This window comes from Streptomyces sp. NPDC088197, assembly GCF_044741185.1.
GTDB lineage: Bacteria > Actinomycetota > Actinomycetes > Streptomycetales > Streptomycetaceae > Actinacidiphila.
This window is the reverse complement of sequence record NZ_JBIUSD010000002.1, coordinates 602,728-619,692: the sequence shown is the minus strand read 5'-3', so window position 1 is coordinate 619,692 and position 16,965 is coordinate 602,728. Positions and strand designations below refer to the sequence as shown.

Sequence of the window (16,965 nt, the reverse complement as noted above, 5' to 3'; positions counted from 1 at the left end):
GTCGTACGGCGCCGGGAACCGGCCGGCCGCGGAGTACGTCAACCCGCCCGCTAAAGCTCGCCCTTGCGGGTGAGGTGGTGGAAGGAGACCCAGCCGGGCAGCACCGGCAGCCAGAAGGTCAGCAGCCGGAAGAAGAGCACGGCCGGAGTGGCGACCTCCTTCGGCAGCCCGGCGGCGATCAGGCCACCGGTGAGGGCGAGTTCGACGGCCCCGACGCCACCGGGGGTGGGCGCGGCGGACCCCAGCGCGTTGCCCGCGAGGAAGACGACGGCGATGGCCGCGTAACTGAGGTGGCCGCCGAAGGCCCGTACGCAGCCGTCCAGGCAGATCACGAAGGTGACCGTCAGCATCAGCGTGCCGCCGATGCCGGTGATCAGCTTCGCGGGCCGCTGGAGCACGTCCAGCATGCGCGGCACGACCCCGGCGAACAGCGCGCGTACCCGCGTCGAGACGAACTTCCGCAGCGCGGGCACCGCCGTGACGACCAGCACCAGCACGCCCGCGGTCAGCAGCCCGGCCATGACCGTACGGGACGGCGACAGCGACGGCGTCTTCTCCGTACCGGTGATGAAGCCGAACGCCATCAGCAGCACCACGTGCGAGCCGAGGCCGACGAGCTGGGAGGCGCCGACGCTCGCCACCGCCAGGCCGGGCCGTACGCCCGCCTTCTGCAAGTAGCGGGTGTTGAGCGCGACACCGCCGACCGCGGCCGGGGCGACCAGCTTCACGAACGACCCGGCGACCTGCGCGAGGACCGTCTTCACCAGCGACAGCCGCTCCGGTACGAACCCGGAGAGCGCGCACGCGGCGGCGACGTAACTGGCCGCGGAGCCGAGGACCGCGATCACCGCCCACCGCCAGTCGGCGTTGGCGATGGCGTCGCCGATCGGCACGGAACTGAGCTGGGACAGCAGGAAATACGCGGCGAAGGCGCCCGCGATCACCGTGATCAGCGTGCGCGGCTTGATACGTTCGAGACGGACCGGCTCGACCGGCGCCTGCGGACGGATCAGCAGCACCTGCTGGCGGATGAGGGAGAGCAGGTCGTCCTCGCGGGCCTCCTCCAGCGCGTCCTCTATGGCCCGCTTCTCCGCCTTGCTCTCGGCCTTGCGCTCGGCCTTCCGGCCCGCCTTGAGCTTGCCCGCCTTGAGGTCCCCGGTCTTGAGGTCCCCGGCTCTGAGGTCTCCGGTTCTGAGATCCCCGGTTCTGAGATCCCCGGCCTTGAGGTCCCCGGCTCTGAGGTCCCCTGGCGGCACCGCCGCCGTCGCGCCGCCGTGCGCCACCTCCGCGCCGTGCGCGCGCTCCGCGGCCCGTGCCTCCTTCTCCGCCGCCGACGCCGCGAGCACCGCGTCCCGCTCGCGCTGCGCGCGGGCCCGCCCGAGCACCTTCAGCCGCGCCCGGGTCTCCCGGCTCAGCGCGATCGGCTGGAGCAGCGGCAGCGAGTTGGCGACCCGGTCGGGACCGAGCACCGCGAGCCCCGAGGCCACCGCGCGCTCGGGCCCCACCCGCAGCGCGAGCGTCGTCAGCATCTGCGCGATGTCCATCCGCAGCACGATGTCCCCGGCCGCGATCTCACCGCCGCGCAGCTCGGTCAGCACGACCTTGCCGGAACGATCCACCAGCAGCGACTCACCGACCAGCCGCCGGTGCGCGATCCGCCGCGACTGGAGCGCCCGCACCTGCGTCCACGCCTCGCGCAGCAGGTCGTCGGTGATCTCGTCGTCCGCGAGCGAGTCGAACCGCCGGCCGCCGATGTGCTCGTAGACCAGCATCACCGCGTCGGGGCCCAGCTCGGAGGTGGCGATCAGCTTCGGCGCGTTGGCCCCGGCGGCGATGGCCGCGTACGCCAGCAGCGCCTCCTGCTCCAGCGCCTGCCGCAGCGACAGCAGACTGCGCCGCTGCGTGATCCCGCCGACCAGGGCGAGCCGCCGCCACAGCCGGTAGAAGAAACCGTGCGCCTGCTGCTCCCGGTCGACCACCGTGACGTCCAGCGGCGGGCCGTCCTCCAGCGTCACCAGATACGCCCGGCCGCGGTCGGAGTCCGCGGTCTCCGGGCCGTCCAGCTCGACCCGGCGCGCGGTCTGCGGCGCGAAGCCGACCCGGCGCAGGCCCGCGAGCAGGTGCTGCCCGGTCGGCCGGACGTTCGGCGAGCCGACCGCGTAGACCGTGCCGTAGGCGACCGTCCAGCCGATCAGCACGGTCACGGCGATCGAGAACGGTGTCGTGTAGCCGCCGACCAGCACCGCGAAGGCGTCCAGCAGCAGCACGAACCACAGCGCGACCCGCCAGCGCGGTCTGCGCGCCATCCCGACCGCCGTCACATAGGCGATGACGGGCGCGAGATAGCCGTGCACGGGGTCGGTGAGGCCGGTGCCGCCGGGCGCGCTGTGGGTCAGCGCCTCCTGGATCGGATTCGGCGCGGAACTGGTCACCCACAAGTCGGTGGCGAGCGCGGCGCCGTGCGCGAGGACGGCCGCCAGGACGCCGTCGGCGATCCGCAGCCCGTCCCGCTTGACCAGCCGCTCGATCGCGAAGGCGACCGGCACGATCAGTACGGCGATGCTCGCGGTCAGGCCCGCGAAGGACGACAGGGCGTCGGGCGCGTGGTCGGCGCCCTTGGAGATGTCCGTCTCCAGGCCGGTGGTCGTCGCGTGCGCGAAGCCCGCGATGGCCAGCACGACCGCGATGCCCAGCAGCCCGAACAGGAAGCGCATCAGGTCGGCGGGGCGGTGCACGCGGGCGGCGAGCAGCGGTTCGTCGACCAGGACGGTGCCGGGTCCCGGCCCGGGGGTCAGGGTGGGAGCGGGGCCGGGGGCGGTGCCGGACGCGGTGTCCGGGGTCTTCTCGGGCGTGGCGCCGGACGCCGTGCCTGGCGCGGTGCCGGGCGCGGTGTCGGGTGTGGCCTCGGGCGTCGTGTCGTCTGCGGCGGCCCGGTCGGCGTCCGGGCCGGTGTCCGTCGCGGGTTCGGCCACGGCGTCACGCGTGGTGTCGGGCACGGGCAGGTCGGACAGGCGCGCCCTGTGGGCCCCGTTCGCGGCCGGCGCGGCGGGGTGCGCGGGCAGCGCGTCGGGGGCGCGGTCGGCCGGTCCGGCCTGCTCCGCGCCCGGCTGCTGCTCCCCAGCCGTCTCTTCTTCTTGATCTCGTATCACCAGTCACCGCCCGGACGATGGTGGCATGAGAGGTCTGCGAATGGGACCGGAACCCCCCGTTGTCGGTGGTCTGGGGCAGGATTGTTCGGATGAGCGAGGAGTACGACCCCGGTGCCCCCACGGAGTACGCGGAGCGGGTGCTGGACACCGTAGAACTGATCCCGCCCGGCCGCGTGATGACATACGGCGATGTCGCGGAATACCTGGGCGAAGGCGGTCCGCGACAGGTCGGCCGGGTCATGGCGCTGTACGGCGGCGGCGTGACCTGGTGGCGTGTCGTGCGCTCCGACGGGACGCTGCTGCCCGGCCACGAGCTGAGCGCGCTGGACGCGTACCGCGCCGAGGGCACCCCGCTGCGTGAGCGCGGCCCGGCCGCCGAGGGGCACATACCGCGCGTCGACATGCGCAGGGCCCGCTGGGACGGGGGCGCCGCCGACCTCGCGGGGGGCGGCAGCGGCTGACGGCCGGGGACTCATGTCCTCCAGCTTCCGTCATCGGCGCCGCCGCGATGGCATCGGCCGTCCGTACGGAGTACATCCCGCGCGTGGCGTAGCGTCGACAGCTCCCGTCCGGGAACGCGATCCCGGCGGCGTACGTGACCCGGTACGCGGTCCCGTACGCGTCCCCGTACGACCGTCAGAGCCCGCGACCGACCCCGTGACCGATCCCGCGACCGGTCCTGTGACCGACCTCCTGCCCGAGCTTGTGCCAGAGCCCGCGGCAGAATCCGTGACCGACCCCACGACCGACCCCGCACCCGAATCCGTACGCGCATCTGATCCTGGCCCCGACAGAACCGGCGAACCACGTGACATCCTCCTCGGTCTCCTCCGCCTCCTCCGCCACCTCGGCAGTGCCGCACCAGGCGCACCGGGGTGCGGGCGGCGGCGGGTACCGGTTGGTGCGGACGCCGCCGGTGGCCGCGACGCCTCCTGTGCTGGACGCGGCACAGCGCGCGGTGGTTGAGCACGGGCAGGGGCCGCTGCTGGTGCTGGCCGGGCCCGGCACCGGCAAGACGACCACGCTCGTCGAGGCGGTCACCGCGCGGGTGCGGGCCGGGACGGATCCCGACCGGATTCTCGTGCTCACCTTCAGCCGCAAGGCCGCCGTCGAGCTGCGCGACCGGCTGGCGGCGCGGGCGGCGGCGGAACCCGACGGTCCGGGCGGCGCGACCGGCGGAGTGGTGGCACCGCACGCCACCACCTTCCACTCCTTCTGCTACGCCCTGGTCCGCGAGCACCAGGCGCCCGAGCTGTTCGCCGACCCGATCAGGCTGCTGTCGGGCCCCGAGCAGGACCTGCTGGTCCGCGAGCTGCTGGCCGGAGAGGCCATGCTCGAACGCGACGGGCGCGGCAAATTCCGCTGGCCGGACGACCTGCGGGCCGCGCGCACCACGCGCGGATTCGCCGACGAGGTGCGCGCGGTGGTCGCGCGCAGCCGCGAACTGGGGCTCGGCCCGCGCGCCCTCGCGGACTTCGCCCGCCGCATCGGGCGGCCCGACTGGACCGCGGCGGCGGCCTTCCTGGACGAATACCTGGAGGTCAGCGATCTCCAAGGCGTCATCGACTACACCGAACTCGTCCACCGGGCCGCGCTGCTCGCCGAACGCCCCGAGACGCACCGGGAGCTGGCCGGGCGGTACGACGCCGTCTTCGTCGACGAGTACCAGGACACCGACCCGGCGCAGGTACGGCTCCTCCAGGCGCTGGCGGGGCAGGGCCGCACGCTGGTCGCCTTCGGCGACCCCGACCAGTCGATCTACGCCTTCCGCGGCGCCGACATCAACGGCATCCTCGACTTCCCCACCGACTTCCCGCCCCGCGACGCCAAGGCCGCCGCCGTCCGCGTCCTCACCGTCTCCCGCCGCGCCGGGGCCGAACTCCTGGACGCCACCCGGCGGCTCACCACCCGCATGCCGCTGCCCAAGCTGCCCGCCGCGGCCGTACGGCAGCACCGCGCGCTGCACGCCGTACGGTCCGACGGCGCGGTCGCCGTCCGCACGTATCCGACCTCCGGCGCGGAACTCGACGGTATCGCCGACACCCTGCGCCGCGCGCATCTCGAAGACGGCATCCCCTGGCACGACATGGCCGTCCTCCTGCGCTCCGCCTCGCCCCTCCCGGCCCTGCGCCGCGCCCTCACCACCTCCGGTGTCCCCGTCCACCTCGACGCCCCCGACATCCCCCTCCACGCCGAGCCCGCCGTCGCCCCCCTCCTCCTCGCCCTCCGCCTAGCAGCCGAGTCGGCTGCCCCTGAGCCCCCCACCCTGCCCGGCGCCCCGGGAACGCCCGACGGGGGCGTGGACTCCGTTCGGCCTGGCGGCTTGGGAGCGTCCGGCGGGGACGCGGACGCCGCTCTGCCCGGTGGGCCCGGAACGCCCGGCGGAGGCGTGGACTCCGCTCGGCCGGACGGCCTGGGAGCGCCCGGCGAGGACGCGGACGGGGGGTCCGCCGAACCCGCTCGGCCGGGTAGGCCGGGAATCCCCGGCGAGGACGCGGACGCCGCTCGGCCGGGTGGGCAGGGTGCGTCCGGCGAGGACGCGGGCGGGCGGTCCGCCGACCCCGCTCTGCCCGGTGGGCCGGGAGGGCCCGGCGCGTCCTCGGCGTCGGCGGCCGGCCCCGCCGAGCCCGGCCGATCGTCGGCCCCCCTTTCCGGGCCTGCGCCGTTCGGCGGCCCGCAGGGGCGGGGTGAGGTCGCTGCTTCGTCGGCGGCACCCGACGGGTCTTCGCGGGGCGACGGGCGGGGGGTGGGGCGGGTGGTTGTTGGGGTGGAGGACGCCGTCGCGCTGCTGACGTCGCCGTTGGGGGGGATGGACGCCGCGGATCTGCGGCGGTTGGGGCGGGCGTTGCGGGAGGAGGAGCGGGCCGCGGGCCACGCGGTGCCGCGGGGGTCGGACGAGCTGATCGCGGAGGCGGTGGGGGAGCCGGAGCGGCTGGTGGCGCACGACCCGGCGTATGCGCGGGGGGCGCTGCGGGTGGGCGGGCTGCTGAGGGCCGCGCGGGACACGCTGGCAGGCGGTGGCACGGCGGAAGAGGCGCTGTGGGGCCTGTGGGACGGCTCGCCCTGGCCGGGGAGGCTGGAGCGGGCGGCGTTGCGGGGCGGGGCGGGCGGACGCCACGCCGACCGTGACCTGGACGCGGTGTGCGCGCTGTTCGAGACGGCGGCGCGGGCCGAGGAGCGCACCGGCGGCCGGGGCGCGCTGAACCTCATCGAGGAGCTGTCGGCGCACGACATCGTCGCCGACACGCTCGGCGGCCCGGCCGTACGCCCCGACGCCGTACGCCTGATGACCGCGCACCGGTCGAAGGGCCTGGAGTGGCGGCTCGTCGTGGTGGCCGGGGTGCAGGACGGCGTCTGGCCCGACCTGCGGCGGCGCGGCTCGCTGCTGGAGGCGGACCGGATCGGCACCGACGGCCTCGCGCCGCCGCTCAGCCAGGGCGCGCTCCTCGCGGAGGAACGGCGGCTGTTCTACGTGGCGGCCACCCGCGCCCGCGAGCGCCTGCTGGTCACGGCCGTGAAGTCGGCCAACGACGACGGCGACCAGCCCTCCCGCTTCCTGGCCGAGCTGGGCGTGCCCCCGCAGGACGTCACCCACCGCTCGCGCCGCCCGCTGGCCGTCGCGGCGCTCGTCGCCGAACTGCGCGCCACCACCGTCGACCCCGCCGCGTCCCCCGCCCTGCGCGACGCCGCCGCGCGCCGGCTGGCCAAGCTCGCGGCGCTCAACGACGACGGGTACGCGCTCGTGCCCGCCGCGCACCCCGACCGCTGGTGGGGCCTGTACGAGCCGACCCGCTCGACCGTTCCGCTGCGCGACCGCGACCAGCCCGTCGTCCTGTCCGGCAGCGCGCTCGACCAGCTCGCCAACACCTGCGCGCTCCAGTGGTTCCTCGGCCGCGAGGTCAAGGCGGAACCGCCGTCCACCGCCGCCCAGGGCTTCGGCAACGTCGTCCACGTCCTGGCCGACGAGGTCGCCTCGGGACGCGCCCCCGCCGACCTCGACGTCCTGATGGAACGGCTGGACTCGGTCTGGGACGCCCTCGCCTTCGACGCGCCGTGGAAGTCCCGGCAGGAGAAGGAGAACGCCCGCGCGGCCCTGGAGCGCTTCCTGCGCTGGCACGTCATGGAGCGCGGCCGTACCCCCGTCGCCACCGAGCACGGCTTCGACGTCACCTTGGAGGCGGGCGACGCCCGGGTACGGATCCGCGGCAGCATGGACCGCGTCGAGACCGACGCCGAGGGCAACGCGTACGTCGTCGACTTCAAGACCGGCCGCTCCAAGCCCACCGCGGCCGAGGTCACCCACCACCCGCAGCTCGCCGTCTACCAGCTCGCCGTGCGCGAAGGCGCCGTCGACCCCCTCTTCAACGACACCCGCCCGCCGTCCGGCGGCGCCGAACTCGTCCAGCTCAGGCTCGGCGCGACGCGCAAGGAAGGCGGCGAGACCGTACCGGCCGTGCAGCGCCAGGAACCGCTGGCGGGGGAGTGGGCGCAGGAGCTGCTGGCCGAGGCCGCGGGCCGCGTCCTGGACGAGCGCTTCACCCCGTCCACCGGCCAGCACTGCGCCAACTGCGCCTTCCGGGCGGCCTGTACGGCGCGACCGGAGGGACGCCAGGTGGTGGAGTGAACGACCTCCGTGCCCCGGTGTGAGCGATGGCCGCGCCCCAGAGTCAGCGACGGCCGCGCCCCGGTGCGAGCGACGGCCGTGCCCCGGTGTGAGCGACGGCCGCCGTACGGGCCGCCCAGCGTGCGGACGGCGGTGTCGTACGGATCGCGGAATGAGGGGTTCCGCCGCCACGGCTGTCGGCGGAGCCGGATAGCCTCACCCGAGTGGCAACCCCCCTCACCGACCCCGAGCAGCTCAAGGAGCTGCTGGGCATCCCGTTCACCCCGGAGCAGATGGCGTGCGTCACCGCACCCCTCGCGCCGGGCGTGATCGTGGCCGGGGCCGGGTCGGGGAAGACGACGGTGATGGCCGCGCGGGTGGTGTGGCTGACCGGCACCGGACAGGTGGCGCCCGAGCAGGTGCTGGGCCTGACCTTCACCAACAAGGCGGCGGGCGAGCTGTCCGAGCGGGTCCGCAGAGCCCTCGCGCGGGCCGGGATCACCGACCCCGACCCGGACCCGGCGGCGGAGGGCGACCCCGAACACCCGCCGGGCGACCCGCAGATCGCCACGTACCACTCCTTCGCCGGGCAGCTCCTGAAGGACCACGGGATGCGGATCGGCCTGGAGCCCGGCGCGCGGCTGCTCGCCGACGCCACCCGCTACCAGCTCGCCGCGAAGGTGCTGCGCCGCGCGCCGGGACCGTATCCGGCGCTCACCAAGGGCCTGCCCACACTCGTCGGCGACCTGCTGGCGCTGGAAGGCGAACTGGCCGAGCACCTGGTGCCGGTCGAGCGGCTGACGGCGTACGACACGCGCCTGGCCGAGGAACTGGCCGACATCGACCCGGCCACGCGCGGCTACGCCTGGGCGCGCGAGGTGAAGCAGGCGGTACGCGCCCGGCTCGACCTCGCCGGGCTCGCCGCCGACTACCGGGCCGAGAAGCGCTCCCGCGACCTGCTGGACTTCGGCGACCAGATCGCGCTGTCCGCGACGCTCGCGCAGGACAGGGCCGAGGTCGGCGCGATCCTGCGCGACCAGTACCGGGTGGTGCTGCTCGACGAGTACCAGGACACCTCCGTCGCCCAGCGGCTGCTGCTCGCCGGGCTGTTCGGCGGCGGCACCGGGCACGCCGTCACCGCCGTCGGCGACCCCTGCCAGGCCATCTACGGCTGGCGCGGCGCCTCCGTGGCCAACCTCGACGACTTCCCCCGGCACTTCGCCCACGCCGACGGCCGCCCCGCCGACCGCTACTCGCTCAGCGAGAACCGCCGCTCCGGCGGGCGCCTGCTCGACCTCGCCAACACCCTCGCCGTCGAACTGCGCGCCCGCCACGAAGGCGTCGAGGCCCTGCGGCCCGCCCCCGGCGCCGAACGCGACGGGCTGGTGCGCTGCGCCCTGCTGCCCACCCAGGACGACGAGACGGCCTGGCTCGCCGACTCCATCGCCCACCTGGTGTGCACCGGCACCCCCGCGGGCGAGATCGCCGTCCTGTGCCGTACGGCCGCGCACTTCGCCGACTTCCACGCCGCGCTCGTCGCCCGCGACATCCCCGTCGAGGTCGTCGGCCTGTCCGGGCTGCTGCACCTGCCCGAGGTCGCCGACCTCGTCGCCGTCTGCGAAGTCCTGCACGACCCCACCGCGAACGCCGCCCTCGTCCGCCTCCTCACCGGCCCCCGCTGGCGGATCGGCCCCCGCGACCTGGCCCTCCTCGGCCGCCGCGCCCGGCAGCTCGTGCGGTACGGGGCCGCGGGGGACGGGCGCGATCCGCTGGCGGCGGCCGTCGAGGGCGTCGACCCGGCGGAGGTGATCTCGCTGGCGGACGCGCTGGAGACATTCCTCGCATCGGCGTCCCCGGGGTCCGACGGGAGCGACGGCCCGGACGACGACCTGCCGTTCTCGCCCGAGGCACGGGTCCGCTTCGCCCGGATCGCCGCGGAGATACGGGATCTGCGGCGCGCGCTCGCCGACCCGCTGATGGACGTGCTCCACCGGGTCCTGGCCGTCACCGGCCTCGAAGTCGAGCTGTCCGCGTCCCCGCACGCGCTCGCCGCCCGCCGCCGCGAGACCCTGCACGCCTTCCTCGACATCGCCGCGGGCTTCGCCGCCCTCGACGGCGAGGCCACGCTGCTGGCCTTCCTCGGCTTCCTGCACACCGCCATCCAGTACGAGAAGGGCCTCGACAGCTCGCTGCCCGGCGGCGAGAACACCGTCAAGGTGCTCACCGCCCACAAGTCCAAGGGCCTGGAGTGGGACGTCGTGGCCGTGCCGGGCCTGGTCGCCAAGGGCTTCCCGAGCGAACGCGGACGCGAGCTGTGGCCCGCCAACGCGAAAGTGCTGCCACACGGGCTGCGCGGCGACGCGGCCACCCTCCCGGACGTGGCCGAATGGAGCCGCGCCGGGCTCGACGGCTTCCGCGCGGCCATGAAGGAACACCAGCGCGTGGAGGAGCTGCGCCTCGGCTACGTCACCTTCACCCGCCCGCGCTCCCTGCTGCTGGGCTCCGGCCACCGCTGGGGCCCCACCCAGAAGAAGCCGTTCGAGCCGTCCGCCTTCCTCGACGCCCTGCGCACCCACTGCGAGGCGGGCCACGGCGAGATCGAGCACTGGGCGGAGCCCCCGGCCGAGGACGAGCAGAATCCCGCCCTCGCCGCCCCCGTCGAGCCCCCCTGGCCGCTGCCCCTCGACCCGACCGCCCTGGAACGGCGGCGCCGGGCGGCGAAGACCGTCCTCACCTACCTGGAGTCCGGCGCGGGCCCCGACCCCGGCGCGGATTCCCCGGCGCCGCTGCCGTACGAGCCGTCGTACGAGCCGGACGATCAGCCGGACGAGGAGCCGGACGACCAGCCGGACGACGAGCCGCCGTACGACGACGTGGGTGACATGGGCGACGTCGCGGACTGGGACGCGCTCCCCACCCAGCGCCCGCCGGTACGGGAGTCGCACGGCGTACGCGAGGACGTACCGGCGCGCGGCCCCGTGGCGCAGGACGCACCCGTACGTGAACCCGCACGGGACGGTGAACCCGGTCTCGTAGCGGAAGAGGCGCGGCTGGTGGCGTCCTGGGACCGGGACCTCGACGCGCTCGCCGACGAGCTGCGGCGGGCGCGGGCGGGCGTACGGGACGTGCCGCTGCCCGCCGCGCTCACCGCGACGCAGCTGCTGCGGCTGGCCGCCGACCCCGACGGTCTCGCCCGCGACCTGGCCCGGCCCATGCCGCGCCCCCCGGCGCCCGCGGCCCGGCGCGGCACCCGCTTCCACGCGTGGGTCGAGTCGCGGTTCGACGCCCGCCCGCTCTTCGGGCCCGAAGACCTCCCCGGCATCGAGGGCGACGACGACATCGCCGACGAACGCGACCTCGCCGCGCTCAAGGACGCCTTCCTGCGCGGTCCGTACGCCGACCGCACCCCGTACCGGGTCGAATTCCCCTTCCACCTGGTCCTGGCGGGCCGCGTGATCCGCGGCCGGATGGACGCGGTGTACCGGGACGGCGACCGCTACGAGATCCTCGACTGGAAGACCGGCCGCGCCACCGACGCCGACCCCCTCCAGCTCGCCGTCTACCGCCTGGCCTGGTCGGAGCACCAGGGCGTCCCGCTCGACCGCGTCACCGCCGCCTTCCTCCACATCCGCACGGCGACGGTCATCCGGCCGCCGGACCTGCCGGACCGGGAGGGTCTTGAGCGGCTGCTGGGCCCGACCGCGGGAAAGCGGGGCCCGACCGCGTAAATCGGGACCACCCCCGCCAAGCTAGGCTGCACGTATGTGCACGACCACCGGGAGTTGAAAGCAGCCTTGACCGGATTCGACGCTATGTCGCAACCGCTCGCCCTCACCCACGAGGGCGTCGACCGAGCCGCGCACCACCGCCTGGACGAGGCGTGGCTGGCCGCTGCCTGGAGCCACCCGACAACCCGCGTCTTCGTCGTCTCCGGCGGCCAGGTGCTGGTCGAGGACGGGCCCGACGGGCGTACGGCCCTGGTGATGACCCCCGCCTTCGACGCCCCGGAAACCGAGACGCACCGCTACTTCCTGGGCACGGCCCCGGACGGCGTGCGCTACTTCGCGCTCCAGAAGGACACCCTTCCCGGCCGGATGGACGAGGAGGCGCGTCCCGCGGGGCTGCGCGAGGTCGGCGGGCTGCTGTCGCCGCTGGAAGCCGGACTCATGGTGCACGCGGTGGCGCTGGAGAACTGGCAGCGGATGCACCGCTTCTGCTCCCGCTGCGGCGAGCGCACCGTCATCGCCGCCGCGGGCCACATCCGCCGCTGCCCCGCCTGCGGCGCCGAGCACTACCCGCGTACGGACCCGGCCGTGATCATGCTGGTCACCGACGAGGAGGACCGGGCCCTGCTCGGCCGCCAGGTCCACTGGCCCGAAGGCCGCTTCTCGACCCTCGCGGGCTTCGTGGAGCCCGGTGAGTCCATCGAGCAGTCCGTACGCCGCGAGGTCTTCGAGGAGGCGGGCGTCGTCGTCGGCGACGTCGAGTACGTCGCCAGCCAGCCCTGGCCCTTTCCCTCCAGCCTCATGCTGGGCTTCAACGCCCACGCCACCTCGTCGAAGATCACCGTCGACGGCGAGGAGATCCACGAGGCCCGCTGGTTCTCCCGCGAGGACCTGCGCGCCGCCTTCGAGTCCGGCGAAGTGCTGCCGCCCTTCGGCATCTCCATCGCCGCCCGGCTCATCGAGCTGTGGTACGGCAAGCCCCTGCCCCGCCCCGGCGCCAACGCCTGAGCCTGCTGCGGCGCCAACGCCTGAGCCCCCAGCGGCAGCAACGCCTGAGCCCGCCGCGCCTCACGGCGACGACGGGCTCGTACGTACGGTGCGGGTCAGGCGCCGATCTTCTGCTTCACCTGCGCCAGCGACGGGTTGGTGAGGGTGGAGCCGTCGGGGAACAGCACGGTCGGCACCGTCTGGTTGCCGCCGTTCGCCTTCTCCACGAACTTCGCCGACTCCGCGTCCTCCTCGATGTTCACCTCGGTGTACGCGATGCCCTCGCGGTCCATCTGGCTCTTCAGCCGACGGCAGTAGCCACACCAGGTGGTGCTGTACATGGTCACGGTGCCCGACATCGCTTCTCGCTCCTCGTCGCCTGCGGGTGAAGGGGGTTCTGCGCCAGTAGAACACCATGGCGGGAGTGGGCATTCCGGGGGGCGGCCGGTCGGCCGCGAGGGGGTTACGGGGCGGCTTGCGGGTGCGGGTCCAGGGGCAGGTACCGGGGCGGGGTGCGCGGCGGGTTTCGCGGGCGGCTGTGGATAACTTCGCCGGGGTGTCGGTCGGACCTGGCAGAGTGGCGGGGTGACTGCGACAACCCACGAATCGCTCTTTCCCGCGCAACCCGACTCCGCGGACGCGGTGCTCGCCGGACTCGACCCCGAGCAGCGCGCCGTCGCGACGGCGCTGCACGGGCCGGTGTGCGTGCTGGCGGGGGCCGGTACGGGCAAGACCCGGGCGATCACGCACCGGATCGCGTACGGGGTGCGGGCCGGAATCCTGCAACCCGCGAGTGTGCTCGCGGTGACCTTCACCGCGCGGGCGGCGGGGGAGATGCGGGGGCGGCTGCGGCAGCTCGGCGCGGGCGGTGTGCAGGCACGGACGTTCCACTCCGCGGCGCTGCGGCAGCTCCAGTACTTCTGGCCGCGGGCGATCGGCGGGGAGATCCCGCGGCTGGTGGAGCGCAAGGTGCAACTGGTGGCGGAGGCGGGAGCCCGCTGCCGGATCAGGCTGGACCGCAACGAACTGCGCGATGTCACCGGCGAGATCGAGTGGTGCAAGGTCACGCAGACGGTGCCGGAGGAGTACGCGGCCGCGGCGGCCAAGACCGGCCGTGACGTGCCGCGCGACCCGGCCGAGGTGGCGAAGATCTACACCACGTACGAACAGCTCAAGCGGGACCGCGGGGTGATCGACTTCGAGGACGTGCTGCTGCTGACCGTCGGGGTGCTCCAGGACCGGCCGGACGTGGCGGACACCGTGCGGTCGCAGTACCAGCACTTCGTGGTGGACGAGTACCAGGACGTCAGCCCGCTCCAGCAGCGGCTGCTGGAGCTGTGGCTCGGCGGCCGGGACGACCTGTGCGTGGTCGGCGACGCCTCCCAGACCATCTACTCCTTCACCGGCGCCACCCCGGACTTCCTGCTCGGCTTCCGCTCCCGGCACCCCGACGCGACCGTGGTCAAGCTGGTCCGCGACTACCGCTCCACCCCCCAGGTCGTCGGCCTCGCCAACGGCCTGCTCGGCAAGGCCCGCGGCCAGGCCGCCGCCCACCGGCTGGAACTGATCTCGCAGCGCGAGGCCGGACCCGAGCCGGTGTACTCCGAGTACGCGGACGAACCCGCGGAGGCCGAGGGCGCCGCGCGCCGGATCAAGGAGCTGATCGCCTCCGGCGTACGCCCCAGCGAGATCGCCGTCCTCTACCGGATCAACGCCCAGTCCGAGGTCTACGAGCAGGCGCTGGCCGACGCCGGGGTGCCGTACCAGCTCCGCGGCGCGGAACGCTTCTTCGAACGGCCGGAGGTGCGCGAGGCCGGGCTGCTGCTGCGCGGCGCCGCCCGCGCGTCCACCGACCCGGAAGAGGCCGACAACACCGTGCCGCAGCAGGTGCGCGCGGTGCTCAGCTCCCGCGGCTGGGCCTCAGAGCCGCCGGCCGGCTCCGGGGCGGTACGGGACCGCTGGGAGTCGCTGGCCGCGCTGGTCCGGCTGTCGGAGGACTTCGCGGCGGCCCGGCGGGACGCCACCCTCTCGGACTTCGTCGCGGAACTGGACGAGCGGGCCAACGCGCAGCACGCCCCGACCGTCGAGGGCGTCACGCTCGGCTCGCTGCACGCCGCCAAGGGCCTGGAGTGGGACGCGGTCTTCCTGGTCGGCCTCACCGAGGGCACGCTGCCGATCACCTACGCCAAGACCGACGAGCAGGTCGAGGAGGAGCGGCGGCTGCTGTACGTCGGGGTGACCAGGGCCCGGCTGCACCTGTCGCTGTCCTGGGCGCTGTCCCGCTCACCCGGCGGGCGCGGCGGGCGCAGGCCCTCGCGCTTCCTGGACGGGCTGCGCCCCGGCTCCGCGCCGCGCGGCGCACGCGGCGCGGGCGCGGGCGGCAGCGGCGGCGCGGAGCGCGGCTCAAGCGGTCGCAAGCGGCGCGGCCCGGTGCTGTGCCGGGTCTGCGGCCGGACGCTGTCCGAGGCGGGCGAGATCAAACTGATGCGCTGCGAGGACTGCCCCTCGGATCTCGACGAGGCGCTGTACGAACGGCTGCGCGAGTGGCGGATGGAACAGGCCAAGGCGCTCGGCCAGCCCGCGTACTGCGTCTTCACCGACAAGACGTTGCTGGCCATCGCCGAGGTCAGGCCGGGCGGCGAGGCGGAGTTGTCGCAGATCGCGGGGGTCGGCGCGCGGAAACTCGACAAGTTCGGCGCGGACGTTCTGGCGCTGTGCGCGGGGGAGGAACCGGGCGGAAACGAGGCCGCCGAAGGATCTTCCGAAGAAACTGAAGAAGAGGCGGAAAAATAGTTTGCGCATCCCGAGGAAGTCCCCATAGCCTTCGGGAGCACGGTCGAGAGCGGCTCTTCCAAGAGCGGGTCTGATCGTGATGTACTAGCAGTCCGTTCCATCCGCACTACGACGCCGAGAGGAGGCGAGCCCAATGATCAGCATCATGACCACCGTGAAAATGACCGATCGTTCGGTCGTCGCCACCTGCCCGCTCGGCGTTTCGCCGCGTGCCACCCGTCTGTCTTCCGCCCTGCTCCCGGTTCTGCCGATCCGTGAGCGGAACGAGCGACCGATGCAGGCGCCCGCGGCAGCGGTAGCGGCGAAGGTTCTGGCGCATGCCTCTGCCTTCGCGGCGGCGGCCAACGGCGCCGGCGCTGGTACCGCCAAGGCTGCGATCGAGGCCAAGGGCGCTATCGACGGCTTCGCCAGCGGCGGCTTCGCCAATGGCAATGGACAGCAGAAGACGCAGCAGTACGGCAAGTGGGCCTTCCGCGGGCTCGAACCCTGGAGTGATCCAGCCTGATAACGCATCAGGTCGGCGCCTCAGGGCCGCGGAATCCCAGACCGGGATCCGCGGCCCTTCTGTTTTCTCTCCAGACAGAAAGCCTGTTCCGCAGGACAGGCAGAAACAGAAAACCGGCCCACCGGCCGGACCGACAGACGAGGAACGAACCAACCGTGCCTACCGCCCAGCACGCCCCGTCCGGACCCCAGCCCGACCTGAACCGCTCGCCCGCAGAAGCACACCACGACCCGGAGACTCCCTTGCTGCCCCTCACCGAGCTCGACGACGAGATCGAGCGACTCGGCGTGCCCGTCCCGTGCCGCACCTACGACCCGGAGGTCTTCTTCGCCGAGTCGCCGGCGGACGTCGAGTACGCGAAGTCCCTGTGCCAGACCTGTCCCGTCCGTGAGGCCTGCCTCGCCGGGGCCAAGGACCGCCGCGAGCCCTGGGGTGTCTGGGGCGGCGAGCTGTTCATCCAGGGTGTAGTCGTGCCCCGCAAGCGGCCCCGTGGCCGTCCGCGCAAGGACGCGGTCGCGGTATGACCGCCAGGAGGACCCGGCCGACCCGGAACGTCAGGAAGGCCCGCACCACCCGAAGCGCCACCACGGCGCATCTGCCCGGAACGATTGACCGCCCACTCACGCTCGACCCGAAGAATCAGGCCCCGATGAACCCCACACTCACCGAGATCCCCGCAGCCCGTACTTCCGACGCCCCCGCGTCGTACCAGAACAGGAACCTCGAAATGCAACTCATGCCAGAAGCACTGGCGCGTGCCCATATGCAACAGCGCCTGTACGAGGCCGAACACGAACGAAGGTCCGTGCGGCTGCTCGCCGCCCGCCGACTCCAGCGCCGTGCCGAACGCGCCTCGCTCCGTGCCCGCCGGGCACTGGCGATGGCCGTCATGCAGTAACCAGTCAGGCAGTTACCAACATTTGACGCGGGGCCGGTCCGAAAGGACCGGCCCCGCGGTGCGTTACGGCGACAAACGCGGCGCATGCGGAGGTATCGTCAACCAGTGGATCAGAAGAACTCTCAGACCACGACCACGACCACGTGCGCCCGCTGCGGCGAGACCCACGATGGCCTGCCGCTGACGTGGACCTGCTCCGTCGAGAACGGACACCGCGTGTACTTCTGCGTCACGTGCGCGCGCCAGCACCTCCGCAGCATCGAGAGCCGCCTCGACTCCGCGTGGTGGTAGCGCGGCTCCCAACC

Annotated in this window: 11 protein-coding genes; 9 read left to right on the top strand and 2 right to left on the bottom strand. The window is 73.9% G+C overall.

Annotated features, from left to right (window positions below; genetic code table 11):
* Positions 1–50: 50 nt before the first annotated feature.
* A complete protein-coding gene (locus ACIOC1_RS07405; RefSeq protein ID WP_401852510.1) occupies positions 51–3,149 on the bottom strand; it encodes a lysylphosphatidylglycerol synthase domain-containing protein in 3,099 nt (1,032 codons plus the stop codon).
* Between the two features lie 89 nt (positions 3,150–3,238).
* Here ACIOC1_RS07405 and ACIOC1_RS07400 point away from each other — a divergent pair, with 89 nt between their 5' ends.
* From ACIOC1_RS07400 to nudC, 4 genes are all read left to right on the top strand, one after another.
* The gene (locus tag ACIOC1_RS07400) at positions 3,239–3,610 is read left to right on the top strand and encodes an MGMT family protein (protein WP_355348662.1); all 372 of its coding nucleotides are present in this window, start codon (positions 3,239–3,241) and stop codon (positions 3,608–3,610) included.
* A 347-nt stretch (positions 3,611–3,957) separates the two neighbouring features.
* Positions 3,958–7,773: a UvrD-helicase domain-containing protein gene (locus tag ACIOC1_RS07395; protein ID WP_401852507.1), complete on the top strand. Its 3,816-nt coding sequence runs from the start codon at positions 3,958–3,960 to the stop codon at positions 7,771–7,773.
* Positions 7,774–7,976: 203 nt separating this feature from the next.
* The gene (locus tag ACIOC1_RS07390) at positions 7,977–11,480 is read left to right on the top strand and encodes a UvrD-helicase domain-containing protein (RefSeq protein WP_401852505.1); all 3,504 of its coding nucleotides are present in this window, start codon (positions 7,977–7,979) and stop codon (positions 11,478–11,480) included.
* Positions 11,481–11,564: 84 nt separating this feature from the next.
* Positions 11,565–12,485 (top strand): NAD(+) diphosphatase, encoded by a 921-nt coding sequence (gene nudC / locus ACIOC1_RS07385; protein WP_355348668.1) that lies wholly within the window; start codon positions 11,565–11,567, stop codon positions 12,483–12,485.
* Positions 12,486–12,580: 95 nt separating this feature from the next.
* Here the strand turns inward: nudC and ACIOC1_RS07380 are convergent, their stop codons facing one another.
* Positions 12,581–12,823 (bottom strand): mycoredoxin, encoded by a 243-nt coding sequence (locus ACIOC1_RS07380; RefSeq protein ID WP_355348671.1) that lies wholly within the window; start codon positions 12,821–12,823, stop codon positions 12,581–12,583.
* A 226-nt stretch (positions 12,824–13,049) separates the two neighbouring features.
* Here ACIOC1_RS07380 and ACIOC1_RS07375 point away from each other — a divergent pair, with 226 nt between their 5' ends.
* From ACIOC1_RS07375 to ACIOC1_RS07355, 5 genes are all read left to right on the top strand, one after another.
* Positions 13,050–15,257: an ATP-dependent DNA helicase UvrD2 gene (locus tag ACIOC1_RS07375; RefSeq protein WP_401852502.1), complete on the top strand. Its 2,208-nt coding sequence runs from the start codon at positions 13,050–13,052 to the stop codon at positions 15,255–15,257.
* 133 nt (positions 15,258–15,390) lie between these two features.
* Positions 15,391–15,762: a hypothetical protein gene (locus ACIOC1_RS07370; RefSeq protein ID WP_355348677.1), complete on the top strand. Its 372-nt coding sequence runs from the start codon at positions 15,391–15,393 to the stop codon at positions 15,760–15,762.
* A 155-nt stretch (positions 15,763–15,917) separates the two neighbouring features.
* Positions 15,918–16,286: a WhiB family transcriptional regulator gene (locus ACIOC1_RS07365; protein ID WP_391044318.1), complete on the top strand. Its 369-nt coding sequence runs from the start codon at positions 15,918–15,920 to the stop codon at positions 16,284–16,286.
* 125 nt (positions 16,287–16,411) lie between these two features.
* Positions 16,412–16,660 (top strand): hypothetical protein, encoded by a 249-nt coding sequence (locus tag ACIOC1_RS07360; protein ID WP_188283322.1) that lies wholly within the window; start codon positions 16,412–16,414, stop codon positions 16,658–16,660.
* 105 nt (positions 16,661–16,765) lie between these two features.
* Positions 16,766–16,951: a hypothetical protein gene (locus tag ACIOC1_RS07355; RefSeq protein WP_223187396.1), complete on the top strand. Its 186-nt coding sequence runs from the start codon at positions 16,766–16,768 to the stop codon at positions 16,949–16,951.
* Positions 16,952–16,965 lie beyond the last annotated feature (14 nt).